The following is a 25,041-nucleotide window of genomic DNA, read 5'->3' on the forward strand; positions in this document are numbered from 1 at the left end:
CTCCATGTCGTTGGCGTCTTCAATCGGAATCCGCCGTTTGGAGGGCCTCCTCTACGAGGACCAGCCCTAAAATTATTTAATTTTTCAAACAAAAGCTAACTAAGCCCGTCCACTCTGTTAACTTCCCACATCCGCTCTTCCTGAGCTTCTGTGTTCTTGCGTTTTAGATAACCACTGTAGAGTCGATGTTCGTGAACACATTTTCTTTCAATGCATTCTTGTCCATCACAGTTACTACCGTGTTGTTCTTCACGCTGACGATCAGTGCCGAGTCATTCATTAACACTAATGAATCCTTGGAACCTTTCGCCGCCGCTCTCGAGATCGCGTCTTGCAGCTTCGTGATGTCCTCAGGTGAATAACTAATCCCCCGAGTTCTCATGCGCTCAATCGCGTGATTCGAGAACTTCACTCCTTCAGCAGCCTTGGCAAGGCCTTGAGGATTTACTTGTCCAACATTCTGAGGCGTTACGCCCGAGATGTTGTTCAAGGTGTCCTTGAAGGAAGGTCCCTTACCCAAGTCAGGTTGTTTTATCTTCCCTGGCTGGCTCGGAACAAGTTGATCGAATGTTTGTATCTTCTTTAAATCTACCATTACTTCGCTGTCTCCTTAGCGATCTTCTCCATCATGTCGCGGGACAAACCCACATTCTTCATGATATTCGATTTTGCCGTAGGAGCGCTAGCAGTGGAAGATGTTTGTTGAACAACATTCCCCTCTTTTTCAGTTTGTCCTAGGGCATCATCTTTCTTCAAGTCTAGGTTTGTAACATCATTTATTTTCTGGTCGTTACTCATAAGACGAGGGTCTGTGATCTTTTTCACGTCAGAGAAACGAATCGCCTGATTTCCCACGTGAAGAACAGGGCCTTCTGGTGAATAACTCACGCCTGTGATCATTCCTTCGAAGTCTGTTTTCAATCCCATTTTTTTACCATCGCCTGTTTTTGCTTCTGCGATGAATTGATATTCTCCCGGAGGAGCTTTCATTGCTTTTTCATCCTCACCGTTCCAAGTCAGTTTGTTTTCACCTGGCTTCAAACCTTTGAGGTTGTATGAACGAACAATGTTTCCTTCGGCATCACGAACTTTCACACTCACTTCCGCCGCTTCCATTGGAAGATTGAATTTGAAATCGTGTTCTTTATCATTCACGCCACGAACAACTTTCGAAGAATCACCCGATACAGCTTTGCCGATCAAGTTCAACGCTTGGAAACTTTCTGTTGGTTTCTGTCCGTTTTTCAATTCTTCCAATGTTCTGTTCATGTTCTGCATTTGCTCTAGAGACGAGAAGTTTGCTAGCTGTGCCGCCATCTCGTGACTCTTCATTGGATTCGTCGGATCTTGGTTTTTCATTTGCGTCAGCATCAACTTGAAGAAAGCATCTTTATCCAAGTTGGGATTTCCCGTTGTACGGGCTTTTTTCGCTGGATCCGTCCAATTGGCATCAACGATTTTATTTAAAACTTCGCCGACGTTTTCGCCGCCAAGTTTATCCTTATCGAGAGCACTGATGTTAGAAGCACCCACGTTTTCGGCTTTCGTAGTTGTTGCGCCGAATGCGTTGACTCCTAGTTTGGTACTCATGACTGCCATTGAGGTCTCCTTCTAAAAAGTTTCTTGCTGCTTCAGCTGCCGCGCCTGCTGGCGCTTCAGTTCTGCGGGTTGCCGCCCAGCGGGCTCGCGCCCTTAAGCTACAAGATTTAATCCGCTGCCTTTGCCTTCAACTTTGCGGGAACTTCGAGCGGTGCTGGAAGTTTCGATCGGTTGAAGTGGATCGCGATTGCGCATTCCATAACCTTTTAAGTTTGGCATTTCAGAGTAACCTTCGCGACGTCCTTGTGAACCGAAGTTTTCGTTGAACTGGTTCCAGAACTGGCGAGCTTGATCACGCTGCTGGTTGCCGTTGTTATTGGTTTGGTTTTGCATCGCTGTATCCGCAGACGTTGAATTCACAACATCCACCTTTACATTTTCCATTGAGAGCTTGTGAGCAGCAAGACTGGTTTTCAGTTCAGCTAGACTAGACTCAATCGCCTTCTTAGCCTCTTGAGTATCTGCTGACATCTGCATGTTCACTTTACCGTCTTGAAGCATCACTTTCAGATGAATGGTTCCCATGCCTTCTGGAGTCATTTGAACTTTCATCTCCCCGCCACCTTTTTTTATAAGATATTGGGCTTGATTCATGAGCTGCTTCACTGCGGCTTCGTTCTCAGTTTGATTGACGGGCGTTGGCGCTACAGCTGCGGCTACAGGTGTTGCTTGAGGCAGACCCAAAGCTTCGCCCTTGATAGGCTGAGCATGAACCGCTTCAAGACCGGAAAGGCTGGATTGGAAATCCGCACTTTTCGTCGTCAGTTTCGTCAATGCACTTTCTTTTTCAGAGGACATTCCCTGTTGCGCCAGATTCTGCGAATTCTGTTGCATCATTTGTCCCTGAGATTGGTTTTGGAAGAATTCCTGATTGGCCATCTTGGCATTCGCCTGCGGAACTTGTCCGGCAAGCAATGCTTGAGGCTTTTCAAGTTTAGGAGCTTGCGCTACCTGTTGGAACTCATTCATCAACTCAGGAGCTTGTTCCGCTGCTGGTTGCCCTTCAGCACCTTGAGCTTTCGCCGCCGCTTGTTTCGCCGCGAGTGCCGCCAACAAGGCCGGAGACATCGTCTCATTCATTTGGCCTTTTAAGTGCGGTGGCAATTCAGGCAATGGCTTTGCGTTGGCCGGAGCTTCAGGCATTTCCATCACCGGCGGCGCTTCCATTGGAACTTCCTGGTCTAACGCCGCTGACATAGACTCTTCATCTATGTTCAGATTTTGCGCTAAAGCCGCGTCCAAGGACGGCATTGCCGTGGGTGGAGTTTGCTGCTCTGGGGTCGTCCAAAACTTTTTATTCATGCGATCTACGGAAGCGGTCAAAGCATCTTGCTTGCCTTGAGCCGTCGCCACACGCATTTGCATGTTTTGTTGAGTCATACCAGCGCCACCCGTCACCATTTCTGGTGTCGGCTTGGGTTGTTGCTGTGTTGGCATCTGACTGAGTTGCACAAGCAAAGCGGCATACATGGCCTGCGCTTTTTCAGCGTCTGCTTCACTTAAACCCAATTGATCAATCACAGCTTCCGCTGTTACCTCGGGAGATTGTGTAAGTTGCTTGTCGTCCAGCTGGGCCATCGCCTCCACAAGTCGTGTGGGAGGGATTTGGAATTCACTCTCGAATGAGTCCATGAACTCTTGAATTGCCTGCTGTCGAACTGCCTTCTTGGCTATCTTCCCTTCGGTTTTGTCGACCGGTTGTTCCTTCTTCGCTTCGGCCTTGGCTTGCTGAGGTTCTTTTTCCTCTTTCTGCCGAGCTTCCTTCTGCGGTGACTCTTTCACTTCCTTCGATTCTTTCGGGCTCTTTGCAGACATCTTGTCTTCGAGGGCCTTGCCGAATGAAGATTCGGAGCCGGAACCTTTGAAGTCTTTATCCACCGTTCTTTCCGGTTGAGACCTCAAATCGGTCGCACCCACCATTGGGGGTCCGACGATACTTTGTAACAAACCTTCCTCCTTCCTTGGAAAAAGTTTTATTTATTTTGCGTCGCTTGCGGGACGTCTTTTATAGCCTGCGAACATCTCAGACAGAACCTGAGCCTTCTCTGGCTTTAACAAATTCATAATATCAGCAGCGTTCTTCTTTTTCATACGACCAAGTATTTCAATTGCCAAATCCTCGTCCATTGTCTCAAAGACTTTGGCCGCTTGTGGCGCTTTCATATTGGTGTACATCTGTACCAAGGTATCGACCTTCTGGTCGTCAGCCTTGACCCGTTCTTCAAGGATGCCGGAAATTTTCGCGCGCATCTCTTCAAGATCTTTCAAACGCTTTTCCAGTTCCACTTTCTGTACTTGAAGTTCCCCCTCCATACGGTTGAGTTCTTCTTCACGTGCATCAAGTTCTTTTTTTCTTTCATTTAATTTTTGCAGGTGATCAATTTCAACGCTACTCATAGAAGCCGCCGCTGGAGCGCTTTCCACGGATTTTTCCACAGGCGCAGCTGCCGCTGCTTTCGGTGCTTCTTCAGCATAGGCCTGACCGGTCATTTGAAATTCCACGCGCTTGATAATTCTTTCGACTTCTTCGTGATTTTGGAATCCCCAGATTGCCATCATCAAACCCATAAAAGAAACGCCCACCATCTTCCAAGGAATCGTGGCTTTTTTCTTCCTTTTTGGTTGAGACATTTTCATACGGCGGCGCAGTTGTTGCTCAACGTCTTCCGATGCAAGATCCAAATGCAATTTTGTCGCGGCAGGTTTTTTATTGAACTTCATTCCACCTTGCTGTTGATCGGCGACTTTACGTGCATTTTGGAAAAATTGATCGTATCCGTTTTTCATTCTTTAGGATTCCTTCACCGCTTTAAAGCGCAGGATGCTTTGTTCATCCATGTCTTTTTGGTCTTGTGCGAGTCGGCCAAGTCGATATTCCTCGAACTTGTTTTCACGCATCTTCTCCATAATTTTATATTCCTGAGCGGCTTGTCGCAAAATCTCTCTTTTGGCCTCGACCAATTTTTCGATTTCTTGAACTTTTTGCTTTTGGCGCTGGATGCGGATTTGCTGCCCTTTTAAGAATTCATGAATCTGCGAAAGAGCTGGACCTTGGGCCCCACCTTGATGAGCTAACGCGCCAGCTTGAGCATGAGCTCCTGTGACTTGCTGGTTCATTTGCTCCAACAGCTCGTTTTCTTTATTTAAAAGAAGCATGGCCTCCTGAAAGTCCTTCTGGGCCAGGTTCTCTTTAATCTTGCGATGTTCTAAGACTTTTTGGAGTGGAAATTTAAACTTCATGTTTGCTTACTCCAGCTTCGGGCCTCCGGCCCTGGCTTTGTACATCACGCTTAAGCGTTCATAAGGATTTGCTGCATTTGACGGACGGTCTGGGTGAAATTTGTCGGGTCTTCGACTCTTTGTTTTAAGAAGTCGTTCACCGCATCGATCACTTTCACCGCTTTATCAATCTTTGGATTTGATCCTGGCTTGTAAGCGCCAATGTTGATCAAATCCTCGGCGTCTTTATAGATCGCCAAAGTTTCTCTGAGCTTTTGCGCGAGCTTCGCGTGCTCCGGCGAAGAAACCGCTCGCATCACCCGACTTGCACTTTGCATAACATCAATCGCCGGGAAGTGACCTTTTTGCGCCAAAGCACGGCTTAGAACAATATGTCCGTCGACGATGGAACGAACTGAATCCCCAATAGGATCATTCATATCGTCACCTTCAACGAGAGTCGTATAGAAACCTGTGATACTGCCTTCTCCTTCAAAAGAACCGGCACGCTCTAAAAGTTTTGGCAAAGTAGCAAACACACTCGGTGTATAACCTTTTTGTGAAGGCGGCTCTCCTGTGCTAAGACCGATTTCACGTTGAGCCATCGCAAAACGTGTGACGGAGTCCATCATCAAAAGAACATTTTTTCCCTGAGAACAGAAATACTCTGCCAAGGCTGTTGCCACATAAGCTCCACGCATACGAAGCAGTGGGCTTTGATCACTAGTCACACAAACAACCACAGATCGAGCCATTCCCTGCGGCCCCAAATCGTGTTCGATGAACTCCCGAACCTCACGTCCGCGTTCACCAATCATCGCGATCACATTCACGTCGGCATTGGTGTTTCTGGCCATCATCCCCAAAAGGACAGACTTACCCACACCAGAACCTGCCATAATAGCGACACGCTGGCCCAGGCCCGCGGTTAATGCGCCATTGATAGCACGAATGCCCAAGTCAATAGGTTCGCGAATAGGGCGACGATCCAAAGGATTTCGCACTTCACTGTAAAGAGGAATTTCACGGAAATTTTCAACTTCACCCTTGTCATCCAAAGGACGACCCAAGCCATCCACCACACGGCCTAAAAGCTCATCACCCGCACGGACCGTGGCAATCTGGCGAGCTAAGATGATCTTAGAACCCAAAGCCACGCCACGCATGTCATTGAGAGCCATCATCAGAACATGTTTGTCTTTAAAGCCAACAACCTCTGCCAGGAAAGACTTATCCATTCCTGAAGGGATGATTTGCACGATACTTCCGACACTGGCACCTGGAAGATAACCCTTAATCAGCATGCCATTTACTTCGGTCACTTTACCGCTATCGCGAGTCAAGTGGATGGAGCTGATGACATCAGAGTACTTCTCCAGATTCAGTTCAAGTTCGTTCATTAGCTAGCAACCTTGTCTTTAACTTTCGGCATGTTTTCAGAAAGAGCGGTCCACAGTTGTTCAATACGCTGTTCAATACGCGCATCGACTTCACCATAGTTGGTTTCAACAATACAACCGCCGTCGGCGACTTCAGAACTTGGCTCAAAGCGGATTTTCTTTACGAATTCCAACTCGCGACCCGATTCTTTTTTCAGCTCCTCGAGGAATTCGAACTGTCCCGGAGAAACACGCACCGTGATATTTTCTTCGTCTTGAGAAAGACTGACGGCATCTTTGAGGATTTGGATCATCACTTCATTATTATTCTGAAGCTCCGTCTTCGCCAGACGAGCCGCCATGTGGAAAGCCAACTTGACCAAATGAGACTCATTGAAAGCGGCCATCTCTGTTTTCATTTCTTTGATGCCGTTCAAAAGAACATCCATGGTTTCCATGCGGGAAGCGATTTCCGCAGAAACTTTTTCAAAAGCCTCTTTGCGGCCTTCTTCCAACCCTAGGCGATAAGCCTCTTCATAAGCGCCCTCTTGAATCTCTTTTAGTTTTTCAAGAGCCGCTTCTTCGACCTTTTCTTCTTCACTGACTTGTTCGACATCATCAATGCCCGTTTGCATACGGACGGCATCGTTCATTCGGAAGTCAGAACCCTTTTTCTTTTCGGCAAGATAGTTTAAAGCCTGCTCGGGAGTACCCAGATCGAAACGAACGGGTACAAACTCAAGCACGGTCTTTTCAGCCACTTCCTTAGGAAGAACTGACTTCGTCTTAGCATTAAGAGAGGCGTTAGAGCTCCCGGAGCCCGAACTAAGCTTGGAATTAGACCATTGCATCTTCTGAACCACCTCTTGCGATCAAGATCTTTCCTTCCGCCTCTAAGCGGCGAGCCACGTTGACGATCTCTTGTTGTGCAGACTCGACGTCTGACAAACGAGAAGGTCCCATGTTCGACAAATCTTCGCGCAACATATCTGCCGCACGTTGAGAAAGATTCTTGAGGATTTTTCCACGAATCTCTTCGCTGGCTGTTTTGAGTGCCAGAAGAAGTTTTTCGTTCGGCACTTCTTTGAGAAGAGCTTGAATACCACGGTCGTCGATTTTGACAACGTCGTCGAAAACGAACATGAGCTTGCGGATCTCTTCGGCAAGAAGAGGATCTTTTTCTTCCAAGCGGGACATGATCGCCGTCTCGGTATTCTTGTCCATAACGTTGAGCATTTCCGCCACCGGCTGAACACCACCCAAAGCGGCTTGTTCGACCGTTGCAGTATTGGACAATTGGTTTTTCAAAACTTTGTCGATTTCAGAAATCAATTCCGGATCTACGTGTTCCAAGTTCGCCATACGCAGTACCACTTCGGCTTGAAGAGCTTCTGGAAGACGTTTTAGAACCTCACCTTTTTTCTCAGGCTCTAGGTGCGCCAAGATCACAGCGACTGTCTGAGGATGTTCGTTCACTAAGAACGTCGCCAAAGATTTCGCATCGACCATTTCAAGAGATTCCAAAGAGCGCGATCCACCGGATGTGATATTCAAACCACCCAGGATACCACGGGCTCTTTCCTCTCCCAAGGCATCCACGATCGTGTCTTTGGCAGAGATGCTTTCAGAGAAGATGTAATCTTCTGTTTCAGAGATCATTTCATAGAACTCTTCCAACACACGCTTTGTTACGTGAACAGGAACGACACGCAATTTACTCATCTGATTGATAAGTTTGCGAATGTCAGCATCATCCATGCGACGAAGAAGGACTTTGACAGCGTCTTTACCCAGATAGTTGATAAGGATTGCGGCCTTATCAAAACCTTTGAGCTGTTCATACTCGATATTATCGGCCTTATGTAATTTCATTAGCCATCCTTCCTAACAAGCCACATACCAAAGGCATTGGCTGCTTTCTCTTCGTCTCGTGACATAGTCGCCATGATACGATCTTTGAGAAGTTCGCTTTCCGCTTTTTCTGGATCGATCGATTCCTGCAGGACAGGAAGAGCCGCCGACATACCAGGAAGCGTGTTATCCACGGATTGTAATTCTTCAAGTTCTTCGATTGTACGAGGCAACATTTCCTCCACAGAGTCTTGGAAGCTGTCTGTAATCCACTGCATGAATGGACGAACCACGATGAAGAAGAAGAGAGCCAAGCTGAATCCCAACAACGCCCATTTAAACAAGGCATGGATCAACTTCTTGCGTTCCAATGTTGTTAAGATCTTCTCTGCTTCAGAGAAGTCTTCCGGCTGGAACTGCATGCTTTCAATTCTTACACTGTCACCGCGAGCCGTATTGAAGCCGATCGCGTTTTTAACCAGGTCTTCGTACTTTTTAAGATCTTCCGCACTGCGAGGTTGGTAAGTCGTCTCTGTTGTACCGTCTTCTTTCGTTTTTGTAACGGCAATACCATCAACCACAACCGCGACACTCACGCGCTCTAAGTTCCCGGCAGCTTCACGAATGTTACGCACTGTTTTTGGAACTTCATAGTTCGTCGTTTTGATTTCTTTTTTAACGTCTTGTTTAAAGCCTACAGTTCCTTGATCTTCCGCACCTGGAAGATTCGAACGAGACCCCGGAACGCCGGCTGGATTCACACGCGAACCATCTAAAGATTCTTCCTCAGATTGTTGTGAACGAATCGCCGTTTTATCTGGATCAACCAATTCTTCAACCGAAGAGATCACACGGTGATTCAAAGTCGCATCCACTTTCGCAACGACTTTAGCGTGACCTACTACTTTAGAAAGGATGTCTTCGATACGATTCTCAAGATCGCCTTCGATTTTTGCCTTTAGATCCAAAAGATCGTTAGAACCTGTCGTCGCGCCATTTTCCTGACGAGTCAGAACTTTACCACGCTCATCAAGAACGGTGACTTTATCAGCATCCATACCTTCAACGGCATTCGCAACTAGGTAGCGGATACCACGAACTTGCTCGGGAGCAAGTTCTTTACCTTGATGAAGTTCAACCACAACCGAAGCTGATGCCTGGCCGCCTTCTTCAAGGAATGTTTTTTTATTTGGCAAAGCCAAGATTACTTTGGACTGTTTTACGGCCGTCAAAGTGTTGATCGCTCTCATCAATTCACCTTGAAGGGCTCTTTGGTAATTGATTTTCTGAGCGTAAGAGTTCATTCCAAAATCTTGCTTATCGAAAATTTCAAGACCGATGGAACCCATTTTTGGAGAGCCGATTTCAGACATCAACGTCATTTGCGTTGAATGAAGAAGCTCTTTCGGAATAGCAACAGTTTTACCTTCGTCACGAAGTTGGAAGGGGATGTTCTTTTCATTCAGTTTTGCAACGATGGTAGAAACTTGTTCTGTCGGAATATTGGTGAAAAGCGGTACATAGTCTTTACCGGATGCCATGAAAAGCATCGTCAATAAAGCCACAACAGCTATGACTGTAACCGCAATGACTGAAAGTCTTTTGGTTGGCCCTAAATTCTTGAAGAACTCTCTAAACTGGACAACCAATCCGCCAAATATTTTGTTCAAGGTAACCCCTCCGACCTAAAACCGAAATCCCAAATAAATTAAATCAAACCTGCATTTTCATGACTTCTTGGTACGCATCAATAATCTTGTTACGTACTTGCACCATCACTTTGAGGGCGATGTCTGCTTTTTCAGCGGCGATCATGACTTCTGCGACGTTGTCTGTTTTTCCGGTGGCCAAGTTTTGCATAGCCTTATCCGAAGACTTTTGCATCTCGTTCACACTGCTGACAGCGTCCTTCAGGGTGTCGGCGAAGCTCTTGCCAGTATCTGCTGTAGAACGCGTTGATTTAGGACCCTCGATGCTTAAAGACTTGGAGTCACGAATGACACCAGTATCGAGAAACCTGTTTGCATTTGATACAGTAAAACCCTCCATGGCTTCACCTTCTCCTCTTACAAAAATTGTATAAAACTAAACTAAAAAAGTCCTTAAAATTTGCCCCAGTCTAGGAAAATTCCTCCTGGGCCTTCAGTCTTAGCGACCTATCTCTAAAGCACTCAGCGCCATATCTTTTGACGCTTGAAGAGCCGTCACATTCGCCTCATAGGAGCGAGTGGCCTGTATCATATTGGTCATCTCTTCCATAAGGTTGATATTGGGATAAGCGACGTATCCATCGGCATTTGCATCAGGATGATCTGGTTCATATTTCAACAATGGGGCTTTGCGATCCGAGATAATATCTGTGACCTGGACCCTTTGGAAATTTCCTTTGGGATCGGTCGAGGTGATGATCTCACCAAAATTTTTGGCGTCGGGCATCGACTCGAAAACCACATCCTTACGGCGATACGGACCGCCTTCAGGTGTCTGAGTCGTATTGATATTCGCGATGTTGCTCGCAATAGTATTCATGCGCATTCTTTGCGCTGCCATACCACTGCTACTTACTCTCATCCCTGTCAGAAAATCAGCCATCCTGGCCTCCTCTCAGAACTCTCAAATCCTAAGTTCTATCTGCCGTCGTTCGCCGCGTATTTAAGAGCGGCCATTTTTTTATTGATCAGTTGCAGAGCTGCTTTGTACAGAACCGCATTTTCTGATAACGCCGACATTTCTTTTTCTACGTCCACTGTGTTGCCATCGTTATTCACGGCACCTTCAGGGTCTTCATAGATATCAGGTCTAGTTTTTGAAACAGAAACCCCACCGATGCCGAAGTGCTGTGAATCACTTGTGCTTAGGGAGTTTGCGCCATCTAAATCCAGGGCTCTTTGCAACGCGCCTTCGAAATCCATTTTCTTAGCGTGATAGCCCGGAGTCTCGGCATTCGCGATATTCGAAGCCGTGACGTTGTGGCGGAGTTGTCTCATCGCCAACGATGTGGCGAGGGCATTGGTTGTTTTATCAAAAATTCCGTTACTCATAAAACACCGGCCTCCTTGTATTCGTTTAATTTATTTCTCAATGTTCTAATACTAATCCCTAACATCTGAGCGGCTCGAGTACGGTTCTGCGCCGTCAACTCCAAGGTCTGTATGATAAGACGCTTTTCCACCTCAGAAAGGGACATTCCAGGGGCAAAATCCAGCTCCATATCCTCAACAATGGCCTCAAATTGAATAGATTCGGGGCCAATCAGTGAAGATTTTGCAAGAACGACGGATCTTTCAAGAACGTTTTCAAGTTCACGGATGTTTCCCGGCCAGTTCCATGCCGTCAAACGCTCGTAAGCTTCGGCCGTCAAACGCAAGCCAGACTTCCCGTGCATGATTTGCGCGACTTCTAAAATAAAAGTCACAATATTCTGAAAATCAGCCAAACGATCTTCAAGGCGAGGAACTTCTAAATGAACCACTGCTAATTTATAGAACAAATCCTGACGGAACTGTTCTTGCTTAACCAAGGAGCGAAGATCACGTCGTGAAGTAGAAATAAAACGTGGGCGAGAAGAGCCCGCTCTTTCCACAAGCCTCATCAATTCATTTTGCAAAGCAGGATTTGCACAATCCAAATCCTCAATCAAAAGAGTGCCACCATCGACCTTTGAAAAATCAAAACCGCCGGCATTCTTACAGTCCAAAGTGTACAAACGGGCCGAACGGCTTTTAGCATAAATATAGCGAGCTAAACTGGTTTTTCCCACACCGGCTTCACCAAGAATCAGCAGGCTTGCTTGCGTTGCTGCCAACTGCAAACTTAGCTGCTTTACTTCGTGCATTCTTCTGTCTTCGATGTGTATCGCATCAAAATCAAAGTACGACATCAAATCTCCCTATTGCCCTTGCTCGTTCTCAGACATCGCTGGAATTCTTTGGATATATTTCTTGTAACCGTCGCGCCATTCGGAATTCTTCAGCTGCTCTTGCGCTAAGTTTTTCCAAAAGCCACTTTTTTCACCTTTAAATTCATTCCAAACTTCGGCGGCTTTTTGCACTTCACCGCGTTTGAAATAAATTTGTCCAAGTTTGTAACGAATCGAAGAAAGAGGACGGCTTTCTTCGTACTTTTCCAAAAGCTTTCCGTAAGCTTCGGTGGCTTTGGCTTCGTCGCCTTTATTGAGGTAAAGGTCGCCAATATTTTCGAGAGCTTTTGCATGCACGACAGTCGAAACCCTGCCAGAATCTTTTTGCAATTGATCCACCACTTCCAAAGCTTGCAATGCTTCGGTAGGGCGGTTTTGTTTCTGCTGAAGTTCTGCCAATTTCAAATAAGGTTCAGCCACTAGTTCCGGTTGGCCTTTCCATGTGCGAAGAAGTTCGCCTAAGTAGCGAATCGCTGATTCATTGTCACCGCGCTTTTCAAGAAGACGAACGGCAATGTTCACTCTTTCAATTTGCGCTGCTTCGGAAAGTTTCTCCGGAGTTTTGATGTTTTTTAGGTACTCATAGCCAAGATTCGATTTTCCTTCTTGAGTGAACACGGCCGCCAAACGAAGGTTCAATTCGTCTTCTGTTGGAATTTCTTCTTTTACCTGAACTTCTTTAGCTTCCGGAGTTCCACGAATGGCATACACACGGTTTAAAACATCTTTATAATATTTTTCCGCTTCAACCGGAGCTCCGCCCATTTCAAATGCCCGACCCACATTGTAACGAGTGTCTAGACGCTTCGAGTTCTTTAGCCAAGTGTCGGCATATTGACTGTGAGTTTTCAAAGCCTCGATGAAGTTCCCACGGTTCACTTCGGATTCAAGCTTCGCGTTGATATTCGAAATAATTCTGTTCGTGATCAAAGGAACATCCACAGAAGTCGGATGCTCTTTGTAATACTTAGAAAGAAGATCAATAGACTTTTGGAATTCGTTACGTTGCGTGTAACCATCCGCCACCATCACAGTTGCGAACTGTTCCATATTAGGCAAATCCACCTTTTTCGCCAGTGACATGATCTCACCAACGGCATTGTTCACTTCTTTCGGTTTCATACCTTTCATGCGACCGCTCAGTAAACGCAAACGAGAAATCACGGCACTTGGGCTTTCACCATAGCGGAAATAAGTTTCTAGATAAGCACCCATCACGCGGGATTTATCGGCACCAAAGATATCCAACAATTCTCCCATACGAGTCATCGCGTAAGGGGCATTGGCATTACTTGGGAATTTTTTAATAAATTCAAGGTAAGTATCCAAGCTTTGATTGTACTTATTCATCCAGAACAAAGATTCAGCCTGGTTGTAGTAGGCATTCGGATAAGAGTTTTGACCTTCTGGGTATTTCTTAAGCGCACGTTGATATTCTTCAACAGCTTTAGAGTAATTTTTACCGCGCACCCACACATCACCACGACGGAAAGCGGCTTCCACTTTCAGATCCCGATTCGTAGAGTTTTTCTCTATATCATCAAACTGAGCGACGGCTTCATTGTAGCGATTGAGCTTCATATAAGCCAATGCAGTGCCCAAGCGAGCTAAGTCTTTCGACAATGCATTTTTATCCGGGAAGTTTTTATTACCAATATGCTCATTGAAAAGACGAAGCGCTCCAAGGAAGTCGCCTCTTTCCAAAGCCAAATAGCCAATTTTCAAAGACGTTCTTTCGGCCAACGGAGAACGCGGATATTTTTCAATCGCTTCTTTATAACGTTGAACAGCTTCGTCGTAATTTTGACTGTTGCCAGAGTCCTGCCATAAAGCCAGGTGTACATCGGCCGTCATATAATCAATGATTTCGTTGTACTCAGATTTTGGATATTTATCTTTAAACCAATTCTGAGTTTTCAAATAAACCGCATATCTTTGCTTTTCAAAAAGAGTTAAAAGCAAACGCGCTTGTTTGTTTTCATCGGAAGATTTTGCAGAGATTTCGTAAATCGTGGGAGTGACTTTCATCTTCTCCCAGTAACTCACCGGAGTTTCCAACATCGGGAACGGAATGTAGTAATTGTCTTTAGCACGGATCAAAGCTTCTTCTTTGATCTCGTAGTCTTTGATAGAAAAGCGCTCATAATTAGGATCGCCGCCATCAAAGATTCCTGACTTCACGGGATCTGAGCTCATCGCCACTGCGGTACCTTGATTTGCGATATTCAAGACATCTGCCGTAGCGGGTTTTCTTTTCTTATCAGTTTTAGCTTTTGCCACCGATTTTGCAGGCTTAGCACTCTCTTCTGCGGGTGCTGTTTCGGATTTTTTGGCAACGGCTTTGATTTCTTTTTTAGGCTTGCTGTTTGGATTTACATAGAAATCCATAATCAGTCTAGAGGGTTGGTCTGTCAGGTAATCAAAAGTGTCGATGTCATCGCCAGACAATGTGAAAGAGATCACGTGTTTACCATCTGGACCTTTACGATCAACAGCAACACCCGTTACAAAATCACTTTTAAATGAAGAAAGAGCTTTGATGGTCGCATCATCCATCGCTGGCACTGTCATTTCGATAATAGTTTGGTTCTTTACTTCCAAACGTTTCACGTCGTAATCCCAGTTTTGCTGACCTGAGAGTTCAAAATGAACGGTATCGCCCTGATAATTAATCAAGCCACTGACTGTTTGAGCCTGTGCTGACGCTAGACTTAAGATGAGGCATCCTGCCGCAACGAAAAATCGCAAAGTGTTCACTCCTTGAACCCACCTTTTCCCTTCCTTGTGCTGTTGCACATACGGTGCCAGCATTTCTTTGGTCTATTGGCAAATATGTTCCAGATGGGCAAAAAGTTTCATAGATTTTCTGTCAGGCCTGACAAATGGATGACAGTGGACTTAGGTCCTGTTTGCCAAGGTCAGGACTGAATATTTACCTTAAGTATTCCGATAGATAGGTGCTATGAGAAACCACGTCTTTGTCTGCATCATGTTTTTGCTTCTTGGAAGTTGTGTGTCGGTTCAATTACCCGGCGGGAAAGTCACGTCTGCAAAGGATGTCAGCTTTTCGGCTCCTTCCTCTCCCTTTAATGAAATTAAGTCTGACAGCTCAGACAAAGCCTGGATCAGCGGCAAAACCGGGAATACGATTTCTTATCTTTCCGAGTGTGGTGGCAAGAATGAACCTACGTTGCAACAACTGGAAAGCGATTCTTTGAGCGCTCTGAACTCTTTAAAAGTTCTAAAATCCGAAGACACGTCTTTCAACGGTCGCGCGGCTCGACAAACTTTAGCACAAGGATTTGTCGACGGCGTTTCCGTACAGCTTTCTCTTTTGGTGTTTAAAAAGAATGGTTGCAACTACACGCTGACTTACGGAGGCGTGGAAAAGAATTTTCAAAACGAACTCAACACTTTTGAAAACTTCAAACAGAACTTCAAGGCTCCTTAATGAATTCAATTAACACTCCTCTGACAGCCTTTATGCTTGAGATCCTCCGCTTCGTCGGTGGTGTCGGCCTATTGTCTGCAGATGTGTTTAAGCAAATCTTCAAAGGCCGATTTTATTGGAAGCTCTTGATTGAGCAAATCTATCAAATTGGTATTCGTTCCATGCCTTTGATTCTGGTGACGGCTGTCAGTATCGGCATGGTGATGTCCCTGCAATTTGGTTTGGGCCTAGAGAAATTCGGTGGAAAGCTTTACGTTCCCAAACTTTTAGCAGTCACCATCTTGCGCGAAATCGGTCCCGTTTTTACAAGTCTTATGCTCGCCGCTCGTGTTGGTGCGGGTATTGCCAGTGAAATCGGAAGTATGGTCGTCACTCAGCAAATCGATGCGATTCGCGCGTTAGGAACATCTCCGATTAAGAAAATCGTAATTCCGCGAGTGCTTGCGTGTTTGATCGTACTTCCTATCTTGGTGTCGATTGCCAACATCGTGGGGAATGCCGGTGGTCTTTTGGTCGGCGCCACAGAACTGAATCTTGATCCTAATTTCTATCTCCTTAAGGTGATTACGACTTCTAGCATGCAGGATTATCTTTCCGGTTTCGGGAAGACTTTCTTTTTTGCTTTATTTATTGCAATTCCCTCTTGCTACTTCGGGCTGAACGTCAAAGAAGGTACCAAAGAAGTAGGTATCGCGACAACGAAAGCTGTCGTCGTATCTTCAATTTTGATTTTGGTCGGCGACTTCTTTCTTTCAAAACTTTTCTGGATTGTGGAGAAACTATGAGCGAATCCAAAAAAGGCTTTATAGAAGTCGTTAACTTTCACAAGTCGTTCGGTGCTAAAAAGATTCACAGCGGTGTGAGCTTTTACGTGCGTAAAGGTGAGTGTCTAGGACTTATTGGTGGTTCAGGTACAGGAAAGAGCGTGCTACTGCGCAGTTTGGTAGGCCTTGAAAAGCCCGATCAAGGACAAATCCTGATTGATGGCGTCGACATCGCCCGCATGAGAGAGCGCGAACTCAATGAGATTCGCAAAAAAGTGGCATATGCGTTTCAAGGCGGAGCTCTTTTTGACTCGATGTCAGTATATGAAAATCTCGCCTACCCGCTGCGTGAACATTTTAATTTAAATGAAAAAGAGATCGCGGAAAAAATTCGCGAGCAGCTTGCGGAGTTTGGCCTAGCGGGGTCTGAATACTTGTTGCCCGGCAATATTTCAGGCGGGATGCAGAAGCGCGTGGGTTTAGCTCGCGCCATGATGATGCATCCTGAAGTCGTTTTGTACGACGAACCTACGGCAGGCCTAGATCCTTACAATACAAAACGCATTCAAGAGTCTATTCTGGCTTTGAAAGCCAAAGGTGTGACTTCAATTCTCGTCACTCACGATATGCCAACGGTGTATGCCGTTTGTGACAAGGTCGCACTTTTACAGCATGGTAAAATCGGCGAACAATATACGATCGAAAAATTGAAAGAGGCTCCAGACAGCGGAGCCATGAGCCAGTTCATTAACGGAGAAAGTGCCTAATGGAATCACAAACAAGCACCCAATTGAAAGTCGGAATCTTTCTTTCTATCGGGATCATCTTTATTTTGGGATCCATCTTTCTGCTTGGTGCCGATCGCGCTCTTTTCACAAGCTACATCCGCGTGCATGCGCACTTTGATCAAGTCCAAGGTCTTTCCGAAGGCAGCGTGGTTTCTTTATCCGGTGTTCCTGTGGGTAACGTCGAGAAAATTACTTTCTTGTCAGAGAAGAACGCCCTTAATGTGCAGATGCGCATTAATGAAGAATACATCGGTCGCGTTCGTCAAGGTTCTCAAGTGGAAGTGCGCACCCAAGGCGCCTTGGGGGATAAGTTCGTCTTTATTATTCCTGGCGATCCTTCAAGTCCGGTCGTTAAAGAGGGGGATGTTTTAGACATCGCCAAACCCACTGATTTGATTGGCATTATTTCCGAACGCGGTAACGAAACAAATCGAATCTTTGATACGATCAATGAGCTCTATAAGCTGACGGCCAGCCTGAATGCTGACAATCGTTTGGTGCGTATTATGGGAAACCTAGAAACGGCCAGCTCTAACATGAGCCAGATGAGCAAAGAAGCTCATCGCGTCCTCACCAATATGAATGAAGGCGGCACCGGTGATAAGCTGACTCGCTCCGTGGAAAAGCTGGACTCTATCTTGACGAAAATTGATAAAGGCCAAGGCACATTAGGAGCTCTGATCAACGATCCTAGCGTGCACAACCAACTCAAAGCGATGCTTGGCGGGTCGACTCAACAGAGTCGCGTGAAATCTTTGCTTCGCACTTCCATCGAAAAAGAGGCGAAGGACTAAGCTCCAGTGTTAAGAATCTAAGCTTTCAATGTGTGAAAAATTTTAAATCGTCGTTAGCATGAGGGTGAAAACAAGGAGGGCCATCATGCCACGAGGTTCAAAAGAAAAATACACGAGCAAACAAAAACGCCAAGCAGAACACATTGAAGAAAGCGCAAAAAAGCGCGGCTACTCAGCAAAGCGGGCCGCCCAAATCGGTTGGGCCACGGTGAATAAAGAAACTGGCGGCGCCGGTAAAAAAGTTTCTAACACCGAGCCATCTAAACTGGGCGGTAAAAGAGGCGGAAAAGCCGCTGCAAAATCAAAATCATCTTCTTCCTCTAAATCCGCATCTTCAAAATCAGCGTCTTCAAGATCCTCCTCAAAATCTTCTTCGTCAAAATCGACTCAATCCCACGCATCTCGCGTGCGTGCAGCGAAGAAGGGCTGGCAAACAAGACGCCACGGCGGTGGTGCCACTCACCACGCTTCTCACTAAATTCGACCCCGCACGAAAGCCCTTGCAGAAATGCAAGGGCTTTCAGTTAGAATCATACAAGCTGGTTCCGACGGCGTCCTGTACCAAAAGATCGTATTGAGTATGAAAAATGCTTTTCGCGGATATGGAATTTTGAGAAAAATACAACGGAGTCCACAACCACACTGTGGACTCAGAATGAAGATGTTTAACGTCAATCTCCTCATTTTTGATGTTGGAAAGCATGAGAATATCTACTGTTGCTGGTGACCAGAATGGGAGAAGGCCAAATGTAAGAAAATGAACACTAAAATAAGCAGTGCCTAGTAAAGCGAATGGCGAATGGCGCGGATATTTTTGTATCACTAAAAAAACCAAATTTCTTGTATGATCCTCATCCTGAGCTTTCTCGATCATTAACTTAATTCTTTTTGTAAGTTCAGCAGTGTTTTGAACTTCAAATTTATCCTCAAAACTTTTGAGTTCGACTTTAGTGCACGCCTTAGAGTTTTCAATAACACTAAGTATATTTGCCTTCTCTTGATGGTATCTGTCTGTGAAACTGTCAATATCGTTTACCACTATAGATGGGCGTTCGTTTGTAGACGTTTCTACTAATCTCGACACCCAAACTCTACAAGTGTATGTTCCTACCGTTTCCTTAAAGTATGATTTGTGGCGATTAGAAATTACTCCCGGAGCTGCACACCCCAGCATTACTACCGCCAGTAAACTAAACAATATCTTTTTCATCAATCACTTCGATAATGCACCAGCTTCAGTTGCATTTCGCTCCCAGAAGTTATTAGGGGAAACAGCCCCAGTTATGCCTAGCCCAATGTAGCTAGCCCAAACACCGTCTGTATTCGCCTTCACTGCACCATTGACCGCGGAAAGACCTATGAACTGCAGAGTATGTCCGAATTCGTGAGCACCAAATGTCGTACTACCGGTTTTAGTAGCCAAAGTAACTCCGTTATAATTAGTAGCGGGCCCCATAGTCATTGCACCCTGCATCCATTCTGGACCGAAGCCCTTGTTCGAAACTATATAACCATTTAATCCATTTCCACCAGCAGCCGAGATCCCACCTCCTAAAGCTCCTGCTGCTATTGCGCTCCCTCCAAGAAATATTAGGCCTACACGAAAATTAGCATGAAAACTATTACTAAAATTCTCCCAAAAGTCGCCACCTTTGAAAGCTGCTAAAGCTGCTGCCGAGACCGCCGCCCCTCCCGCAACGCTTGCCACCGCTAGCGCCGCCCCTAAGAAGGTGCCACCACTAACGACTATGAGAGCGACGACGGCAGCGGCATAGACTGCGTCCGCAATCCAAGGATTACTGTTTATAAACTCAGATGCATCCCCATAAGCGCTCTTAATGTTTTCGGCGGTATGATCGATAAAATCACTAGCGCCTTCCAAAACGTCATCAACAATAGGTATATGTCCGATGCCCAGGGCACTTCCGAGCGAAAAGAAGCCACTTGGGTCAGTCATATTCAGCGGATTATTGTTAACGTATGAAAAGCGATTATAAGCCTGAAGACTTCGTGGGTCAGATACATAGGGATCGGGAGAAAAAAATCGACCGATCTGTGGATCGAAAATTCGCCCATTCATGTGAATAAGACCCAGTCCTCCTTCATCCAAATGCTCCTGCAAGGTAAATCCTTGATGAGTTACAATGCTCCTTAATAAATTGTCCGGATCATCTGACCCGCTCACATATCTTCTTTTACCAAAAATATCGTATGATAGACGTTCGGTAACGGAAGCCGATTGGTTCGTAACAAGACTTAAACTACCTAAATGATCTTTATGGAAATAACTCAAACTGCTATTATTAAGGCTAGAAGTCGAATACACGCCAATAATATTTCCCTGACCCGCATATATATAGTTTCTATAAGATGTGACTGAACCATTCGTCTCTTTTTCGAAATGCATCCCTTCACCTGGAGCAGGATCTATCATATATTTGATGCAATTCGTAACGTTGTTGCCCCAAATATCCCTACAAGAAGATGAAACCTCTTTGAATCTCTCCAAATTGGCATCATAAAAAAAGTCGACCGTATTTTGAGAGTTTGCAATTCTTGATGGCTTGTTGAAAGAAGTCCACGTAATCGTTCGACCATTACCACTGGTCATGTTTCCATTCGCATCATAACTAAATGTCCTAGGATTCGAGCCCGCGATCGCTGTTACTCCGTGAATAGGATTGCCTGAAGTTCCGTTGCCATACGAAAAAACTCCGACATCTGATTTAGAAGTAATATTGCCGAGCTCATCATAGGAAAATACTTTAGGATTGCTACCCGACACGGAAAGTACTCGGTTAAGAGAATCATACTCAAAATTCTCCGTTAGATAGTCTCCGGTACTATGATTGATAAGCTCAGAACGTTCAATGAGATTACCGACAGAGTCGTATTCCAACTGTGAATCTTGTATCTCCACGCCATCTGTCGTTTTAGAATTAATACGAGATAGAAAACCGGTTAGTGGATCATATGTTTTAATCGTGCTAACACTATTGCCGAAAATCTCATTAACGAATTTACCATCTGCATTTACATCGTTTAACTTCCAAATTAAAGAATTGTCGGCATCATTTTTTATCTCAGATAGATATCCATTTATTCCATATGAATATCTAATAGCAAATCCCATAGGATAAATAACTTTGCTAATTCTTCCAAAATTGTCGTAACTAGTTGTAAAAACGTATTGAGAATCCATTGATGTTTGAACACTTGAAATACGACCAAAGCTATCATAACTATAAGTTTTACTATGTCCGCTATCTCTACTGGCAGTCGCAAGCTTTCCGATACCATTTGTTGAGGTATCGTATACCCAATTACTTAATCCTTCTGCAGTCGATTGACTCAACACTCTACCGATGTTGTCGTAAACATAGGAGATTAAATTTCCTTTTGCGTCAGTTGAAGAGAGCAATTCTCCTAAGGCATTTACTTCATACAGCCACGTGCCAGAATCTGAATCTGTTTTCGAAATTTTATGGCCCAAACTATTATACGTAAAAGAAGTTACCTGTCCCTTCGAGTTGACGATACTGATTAAGTTACCAAAGGGATCATACTTATAGCTGATAGCCTTTCCCGTGTGGTCAACTACAGATTCGAGCAGATTTATTGCACTTTTAATCTCAACTCTGATATTTCCTTTTTCATTAGTAGTGGTAGTAGATCTTCCTTCATAACGATAGCTAACCACAGAGCCATCGGGATTTGCCTGTGTTAAAACTCTTTTCAAAGGGTCATAAGTGAATTTCGTATAGTATTTAGGAATACCTTCGGATTTCTTTGAAATCGCTTGTAGGTTGCCGACCTTGTCGAAGACTTTATATTGATATATCCATTTACCATTGAATCCGCCAGTTTGAGTTGCTACCTGCCTGTTCAAAGCATCGAAATACACTAATTGAGTGGTCCCACCTTCTTTACTAGATTCACTAAAGAATCGTTGGTGTGTTCCACACTCTAGTGACGTACAAACATTCAAGCTGTAATGAATTTTAGTGCCGTCCGAACGCTTCTCGCTTACCAATCTTCCGAGCAAATCATACTCAAAAAATGTCTTTAAGTTATTTGGATCAGTTATTTTTGTTAACTGCCCATATTTAGGGTCATATTCGAAATATGTACTATGACCATAAGAATTTTGCTTAGAAATTTGGTAGTATCCTTGACTATCATAGCTAATTATCTCACTTCTCTTCGGAAGATTAGATCCGTAGATTTCTTTGAGAATAACATTACCAAAATCATCGTAGGCAAAATCATTCTTTAGAAATGAATTGATGTTATTCGGCTCTAATGTCTCATTTATCAACCGGTGTTTGGAATCGTATGCGTAAGTAGAGACTCGAGTAATCGATGCTCCCTCTGCGTTAGTATTTTTCTGTACGGTCTGTTCAATCCTCCCAAGATACCACAACGACTGATTTCCATTAGGATCACCAGTGAAATTTTTGATCAAATGACGTTTCTCCACTAGATTTCCATCAGCATTCTTGGTGACCTCTAAGACTTTATTTCCATAGACATCGTACCGACTTGTTACGTGGCTGTTGGATAATAAAGCTCCGGTACGATAGTCATATGAAATATCCTGTTGGCTAAGCAGGGAAACGGAAAATGTTGCGAAGACACCGGAACCGCCCGTAAGCTGAGAATCGTATTTATAAATACTTTGGACAGCTTTAGTAAATTTATTTTTATCGTCATTAAACACGTAACGAGATAGCTGTGCGAGTTGTCCTGTGTATGGGTAGTTCTGATAGTAAATAGATTCGACAAAGTTTTTTGCTGCTTCATCGATTTGTTCAATTTTAGAAAATCCAAGCAATCCCCTGCCAGAAACATCTAACTTTGAACCGTAATATTTATACTTTTTTATTCTTTTTCCACCAATCCCGTCATCCAAGAGTTCTTTTGCGACGACCCACATTGGAGTTTGGATATCTCGAAGAGGATAGATCGAATTTGTGCCTTTAATATATATAGAGTCATTAGTTAGAGGTTGATAATCGATATCTGTTTTCTCACCTATCCCGTTCGTAAACCTCGTTATGACGTCCGGAATATCACTTGGATTAAGGTACAAATTTAAATAGTTACTAGTAACTTCAGCACCGACAATTGACGTCGTAGAGTCGCCAGAAAAGTTGCCGAAAACAATCTTTGATTGAGATATTGAGGGCCCAAGGGCACAGTTAAAATCACCATCACCTTTTGAATAGCAAACTTCCGTTTGACTTCCATTTTTTGTAATAACATCTGCTTTGCTGTCCCCATTCAGGTCGGCAACCATAAATGCGAGATCTTTCCATGATCCAACATTAATAAAGAGATTTGACGACGCTGTTTCCGCTGGTTGGATATTCCTTCCAATCGAAGGATAGATCGATATTTTTCCTTCACTTGTGAACTGCGCTAGATCGCCGACGCCGTCGCCATTGAAATCACCAGAAAAGAACGAACCATAGCAAATTTGTGCACAGTCAGATGTATTTGTACTTCGCACAGTTTTTAACTGGCAAGTAAATCCAGTATTCCCGTTTGAGTAGCAGACCTGTATTGCATTTGATAACGTTGGTAACTCCGTACTTTCTGGGGTTCCAGAATAACTAGGATTTACTGGTGCGTAAGCAATATCTAGGCGCCCGTCTCCATCGAAATCTGCTGCCACCATATTAATCGGTATAAAGTCGTTAGGCATTGGCGTATCAACACAAAAATCCTCGACGGATCTTCCTTTAGACATACAGAGAAGAGGACTTCCGCTATCTAACGAGAATGCAAAAATATCAGCCCTGCCATCACCGTTAAAATCACCCGCAAGATACTGTTTGTGAATTACAGGCATTCCATTTTGTTGGAGGTTTATGTTGACACCACTTATTGGGACCAGAGCCCTCATATACCTTTTGTCGCACGTGAATTTTCCGTCACCCTCTGAGTAGCAAGTAATTTTGAATGACCCCCTTTCGTTTATTTGCGCGAAGTCAGTAAGTCCATCTCCATCAAAGTCACCGGTAATGAAACTTCCGTTACCCGAAAGTTTGATGGGCAACCTGAAGTTGGTACAACTGAAGTCTCGGTTACTATAGCTACCCGTGCAAAGAGGAACGGATCCAGCACCATTATACACTTGAATGAAGTCAGAAACTCCGTCTCCGTTAAAATCTCCTGATAGCCATTCTGTGCCGCCGTTGGCATAAATTCCTGAACCTGAATTTCCAGCTTCCACGCCGTCAATGTAGTTTGCGTTTACACTCAGGCCAGGACCAATTATATTCACGGGCAGATCGACGCCATCGGAGTAGGTTTCATCAATACCGCCCCATTCAAAGGTCGTTGGCATTAATGATTTAGTTCCATCGGCACTCGTTACAGATAAGCTTCTAAGTAAAGATCTTCCGGTTTGTGAACTTTGACTATAAGAAAAGTGGTAGTTTAATACTTCGTTAGTATTAACATATGTTTTGATACTCTTCACCCGCAGAAATGGAAATAACTTAACATTGGCTCTATATACAGGGGAGACATCTGGTCGCATTTCATAAAAGAACTTTATCGAATTTTGCGGAGAGATTCCTTTATTGATATTACCGGTGTAGTTGATCTCTAACGGATAATACTGTCCGTTCACCTGATCATTCTGATATACAATTTTGTAGAAGTTTCCATTGATGTCGGTTACTGAATCCAAAGCCCACGTAACTACAGTGGGATTATTCTGGGCTTTTATTTTGGAGTCAGCCGTATTGCCATAGGTTAGTTTCAAGCCATTTTTCGTGTAGACCACGAAATAGCTATTAGTACTTGATCCGAAGGAATAAATCCTCTGGAAATTGTCGATCTCTGTCTTATATTCAGCGGCGGTATTTATGACTCCATTGATGTGCACCAGAAGAACACCGTCCAAACAAAAGCTGTCAAAAACCGAAAGTTCTACTGCACTTACATAACCATTGCGACTAGTGGAGCATCTCGTGATCGCGGAAAGAGTAGAAAAACTCCAACCCATACCAAAAAGGCCATTCTGACCTGAGCTTGAATAACTTAGTATTGGTTTAGGAGTAAGCCCCTTAACTGCTGGGGGAACTTCAAGGGGAATATTATACGTTGCCGAGCCTACCGGATTAGTCCCATAAGATCCTTTCAAAAAGATAGAATCGAATGCACTGACGTCATCACTAACGAGGAATACAAGAGATAAAATTGTCGCTACAAGACTTTTTTTAAACACGAAAGCCTCTTTTTTATTTTTATTCATGACAGATTTT

Annotated in this window: 21 protein-coding genes; 5 read left to right on the forward strand and 16 right to left on the reverse strand. The window is 44.5% G+C overall.

Features of this window, described 5'->3' with window-relative positions:
• Window positions 1-163 precede the first annotated feature (163 nt).
• The 14 genes from ACLWBD_RS15120 to ACLWBD_RS15185 all read right to left on the reverse strand — a co-directional run bounded on the left by ACLWBD_RS15120 (window position 164) and on the right by ACLWBD_RS15185 (window position 14,724).
• The gene (locus ACLWBD_RS15120; protein ID WP_063242210.1) at window positions 164-595 is read right to left on the reverse strand and encodes a TIGR02530 family flagellar biosynthesis protein; all 432 of its coding nucleotides are present in this window, start codon (window positions 593-595) and stop codon (window positions 164-166) included.
• The gene (locus ACLWBD_RS15125; RefSeq protein ID WP_063205183.1) at window positions 595-1,599 is read right to left on the reverse strand and encodes a flagellar hook assembly protein FlgD; all 1,005 of its coding nucleotides are present in this window, start codon (window positions 1,597-1,599) and stop codon (window positions 595-597) included. The genes ACLWBD_RS15120 and ACLWBD_RS15125 overlap by 1 nt, the downstream gene beginning before the upstream one ends.
• Window positions 1,600-1,692: 93 nt before the next feature.
• Window positions 1,693-3,546 carry a flagellar hook-length control protein FliK gene (locus ACLWBD_RS15130; protein WP_413568814.1) on the reverse strand — a complete coding sequence of 618 codons (1,854 nt, stop codon included), beginning with the start codon at window positions 3,544-3,546 and terminating at the stop codon, window positions 1,693-1,695.
• A 30-nt stretch (window positions 3,547-3,576) separates the two neighbouring features.
• A complete protein-coding gene (locus ACLWBD_RS15135; RefSeq protein WP_063205185.1) occupies window positions 3,577-4,386 on the reverse strand; it encodes a MotE family protein in 810 nt (269 codons plus the stop codon).
• A gap of 3 nt (window positions 4,387-4,389) precedes the next feature.
• Window positions 4,390-4,839, reverse strand: a complete 450-nt coding sequence (fliJ, locus tag ACLWBD_RS15140; RefSeq protein WP_413568816.1) for a flagellar export protein FliJ — start codon at window positions 4,837-4,839, stop codon at window positions 4,390-4,392.
• Between the two features lie 50 nt (window positions 4,840-4,889).
• Window positions 4,890-6,218, reverse strand: coding sequence for a FliI/YscN family ATPase (locus tag ACLWBD_RS15145; protein ID WP_413568817.1), 1,329 nt, complete (start codon window positions 6,216-6,218; stop codon window positions 4,890-4,892).
• Window positions 6,218-7,048 (reverse strand): FliH/SctL family protein, encoded by an 831-nt coding sequence (locus ACLWBD_RS15150; RefSeq protein WP_081112126.1) that lies wholly within the window; start codon window positions 7,046-7,048, stop codon window positions 6,218-6,220. The genes ACLWBD_RS15145 and ACLWBD_RS15150 overlap by 1 nt, the downstream gene beginning before the upstream one ends.
• Window positions 7,035-8,069 carry a flagellar motor switch protein FliG gene (fliG, locus tag ACLWBD_RS15155; protein WP_063205188.1) on the reverse strand — a complete coding sequence of 345 codons (1,035 nt, stop codon included), beginning with the start codon at window positions 8,067-8,069 and terminating at the stop codon, window positions 7,035-7,037. The genes ACLWBD_RS15150 and fliG overlap by 14 nt, the downstream gene beginning before the upstream one ends.
• The gene (fliF, locus tag ACLWBD_RS15160; protein ID WP_063242217.1) at window positions 8,069-9,718 is read right to left on the reverse strand and encodes a flagellar basal-body MS-ring/collar protein FliF; all 1,650 of its coding nucleotides are present in this window, start codon (window positions 9,716-9,718) and stop codon (window positions 8,069-8,071) included. The genes fliG and fliF overlap by 1 nt, the downstream gene beginning before the upstream one ends.
• Window positions 9,719-9,761: 43 nt before the next feature.
• The gene (gene fliE, locus ACLWBD_RS15165; protein ID WP_413568818.1) at window positions 9,762-10,097 is read right to left on the reverse strand and encodes a flagellar hook-basal body complex protein FliE; all 336 of its coding nucleotides are present in this window, start codon (window positions 10,095-10,097) and stop codon (window positions 9,762-9,764) included.
• A 99-nt stretch (window positions 10,098-10,196) separates the two neighbouring features.
• Window positions 10,197-10,640, reverse strand: a complete 444-nt coding sequence (gene flgC, locus ACLWBD_RS15170; RefSeq protein ID WP_063205191.1) for a flagellar basal body rod protein FlgC — start codon at window positions 10,638-10,640, stop codon at window positions 10,197-10,199.
• 35 nt (window positions 10,641-10,675) lie between these two features.
• The gene (flgB, locus tag ACLWBD_RS15175; protein ID WP_063205192.1) at window positions 10,676-11,089 is read right to left on the reverse strand and encodes a flagellar basal body rod protein FlgB; all 414 of its coding nucleotides are present in this window, start codon (window positions 11,087-11,089) and stop codon (window positions 10,676-10,678) included.
• Window positions 11,086-11,928: a sigma 54-interacting transcriptional regulator gene (locus ACLWBD_RS15180; RefSeq protein ID WP_063205193.1), complete on the reverse strand. Its 843-nt coding sequence runs from the start codon at window positions 11,926-11,928 to the stop codon at window positions 11,086-11,088. The genes flgB and ACLWBD_RS15180 overlap by 4 nt, the downstream gene beginning before the upstream one ends.
• A gap of 9 nt (window positions 11,929-11,937) precedes the next feature.
• Entirely contained in the window at window positions 11,938-14,724 is a 2,787-nt protein-coding gene (locus ACLWBD_RS15185) for a tetratricopeptide repeat protein (RefSeq protein WP_413568819.1), read from the reverse strand.
• Between the two features lie 256 nt (window positions 14,725-14,980).
• Here ACLWBD_RS15185 and ACLWBD_RS15190 point away from each other — a divergent pair, with 256 nt between their 5' ends.
• The 5 genes from ACLWBD_RS15190 to ACLWBD_RS15210 all read left to right on the forward strand — a co-directional run bounded on the left by ACLWBD_RS15190 (window position 14,981) and on the right by ACLWBD_RS15210 (window position 18,242).
• Entirely contained in the window at window positions 14,981-15,418 is a 438-nt protein-coding gene (locus ACLWBD_RS15190) for a hypothetical protein (protein ID WP_413568820.1), read from the forward strand.
• On the forward strand, window positions 15,418-16,203 hold the full coding sequence (locus ACLWBD_RS15195; protein ID WP_063242221.1) for an MlaE family ABC transporter permease: 786 nt from the start codon (window positions 15,418-15,420) through the stop codon (window positions 16,201-16,203). Before ACLWBD_RS15190 ends, ACLWBD_RS15195 begins: the two co-directional genes overlap by 1 nt.
• Complete coding sequence (locus tag ACLWBD_RS15200) at window positions 16,200-16,949, forward strand: ABC transporter ATP-binding protein (RefSeq protein WP_413568822.1); 750 nt, start codon at window positions 16,200-16,202, stop codon at window positions 16,947-16,949. Before ACLWBD_RS15195 ends, ACLWBD_RS15200 begins: the two co-directional genes overlap by 4 nt.
• The gene (locus ACLWBD_RS15205) at window positions 16,949-17,764 is read left to right on the forward strand and encodes an MlaD family protein (RefSeq protein ID WP_373998291.1); all 816 of its coding nucleotides are present in this window, start codon (window positions 16,949-16,951) and stop codon (window positions 17,762-17,764) included. The genes ACLWBD_RS15200 and ACLWBD_RS15205 overlap by 1 nt, the downstream gene beginning before the upstream one ends.
• A gap of 85 nt (window positions 17,765-17,849) precedes the next feature.
• On the forward strand, window positions 17,850-18,242 hold the full coding sequence (locus tag ACLWBD_RS15210) for a hypothetical protein (RefSeq protein ID WP_063242224.1): 393 nt from the start codon (window positions 17,850-17,852) through the stop codon (window positions 18,240-18,242).
• 42 nt (window positions 18,243-18,284) lie between these two features.
• Here the strand turns inward: ACLWBD_RS15210 and ACLWBD_RS15215 are convergent, their stop codons facing one another.
• Together ACLWBD_RS15215 and ACLWBD_RS15220 are read right to left on the reverse strand one after the other, a co-directional pair.
• On the reverse strand, window positions 18,285-18,974 hold the full coding sequence (locus tag ACLWBD_RS15215) for a hypothetical protein (RefSeq protein WP_373998293.1): 690 nt from the start codon (window positions 18,972-18,974) through the stop codon (window positions 18,285-18,287).
• 3 nt (window positions 18,975-18,977) lie between these two features.
• Entirely contained in the window at window positions 18,978-25,031 is a 6,054-nt protein-coding gene (locus ACLWBD_RS15220; RefSeq protein WP_413568823.1) for an FG-GAP-like repeat-containing protein, read from the reverse strand.
• Between the last annotated feature and the right edge of the window lie 10 nt (window positions 25,032-25,041).

Origin of the sequence: Bdellovibrio sp. HCB117, assembly GCF_047305915.1 — a bacterium.
GTDB lineage: Bacteria > Bdellovibrionota > Bdellovibrionia > Bdellovibrionales > Bdellovibrionaceae > Bdellovibrio > Bdellovibrio bacteriovorus_B.

Bases quoted from the DNA above. Each gene is read 5' to 3' on its own strand.
- ACLWBD_RS15205 (WP_373998291.1), top strand. From the start codon at position 16,949: ATGGAATCACAAACAAGCACCCAATTGAAAGTCGGAATCTTTCTTTCT.
- ACLWBD_RS15150 (WP_081112126.1), bottom strand. From the start codon at position 7,048: ATGCAATGGTCTAATTCCAAGCTTAGTTCGGGCTCCGGGAGCTCTAAC.
- ACLWBD_RS15125 (WP_063205183.1), bottom strand. From the start codon at position 1,599: ATGGCAGTCATGAGTACCAAACTAGGAGTCAACGCATTCGGCGCAACA.
- ACLWBD_RS15215 (WP_373998293.1), bottom strand. From the start codon at position 18,974: ATGAAAAAGATATTGTTTAGTTTACTGGCGGTAGTAATGCTGGGGTGT.
- ACLWBD_RS15200 (WP_413568822.1), top strand. From the start codon at position 16,200: ATGAGCGAATCCAAAAAAGGCTTTATAGAAGTCGTTAACTTTCACAAG.
- fliG (WP_063205188.1), bottom strand. From the start codon at position 8,069: ATGAAATTACATAAGGCCGATAATATCGAGTATGAACAGCTCAAAGGT.
- ACLWBD_RS15195 (WP_063242221.1), top strand. From the start codon at position 15,418: ATGAATTCAATTAACACTCCTCTGACAGCCTTTATGCTTGAGATCCTC.
- fliJ (WP_413568816.1), bottom strand. From the start codon at position 4,839: ATGAAGTTTAAATTTCCACTCCAAAAAGTCTTAGAACATCGCAAGATT.
- fliE (WP_413568818.1), bottom strand. From the start codon at position 10,097: ATGGAGGGTTTTACTGTATCAAATGCAAACAGGTTTCTCGATACTGGT.
- flgC (WP_063205191.1), bottom strand. From the start codon at position 10,640: ATGGCTGATTTTCTGACAGGGATGAGAGTAAGTAGCAGTGGTATGGCA.
- ACLWBD_RS15145 (WP_413568817.1), bottom strand. From the start codon at position 6,218: ATGAACGAACTTGAACTGAATCTGGAGAAGTACTCTGATGTCATCAGC.
- ACLWBD_RS15135 (WP_063205185.1), bottom strand. From the start codon at position 4,386: ATGAAAAACGGATACGATCAATTTTTCCAAAATGCACGTAAAGTCGCC.
- ACLWBD_RS15210 (WP_063242224.1), top strand. From the start codon at position 17,850: ATGCCACGAGGTTCAAAAGAAAAATACACGAGCAAACAAAAACGCCAA.
- ACLWBD_RS15180 (WP_063205193.1), bottom strand. From the start codon at position 11,928: ATGTCGTACTTTGATTTTGATGCGATACACATCGAAGACAGAAGAATG.
- ACLWBD_RS15120 (WP_063242210.1), bottom strand. From the start codon at position 595: ATGGTAGATTTAAAGAAGATACAAACATTCGATCAACTTGTTCCGAGC.
- ACLWBD_RS15220 (WP_413568823.1), bottom strand. From the start codon at position 25,031: ATGAATAAAAATAAAAAAGAGGCTTTCGTGTTTAAAAAAAGTCTTGTA.
- flgB (WP_063205192.1), bottom strand. From the start codon at position 11,089: ATGAGTAACGGAATTTTTGATAAAACAACCAATGCCCTCGCCACATCG.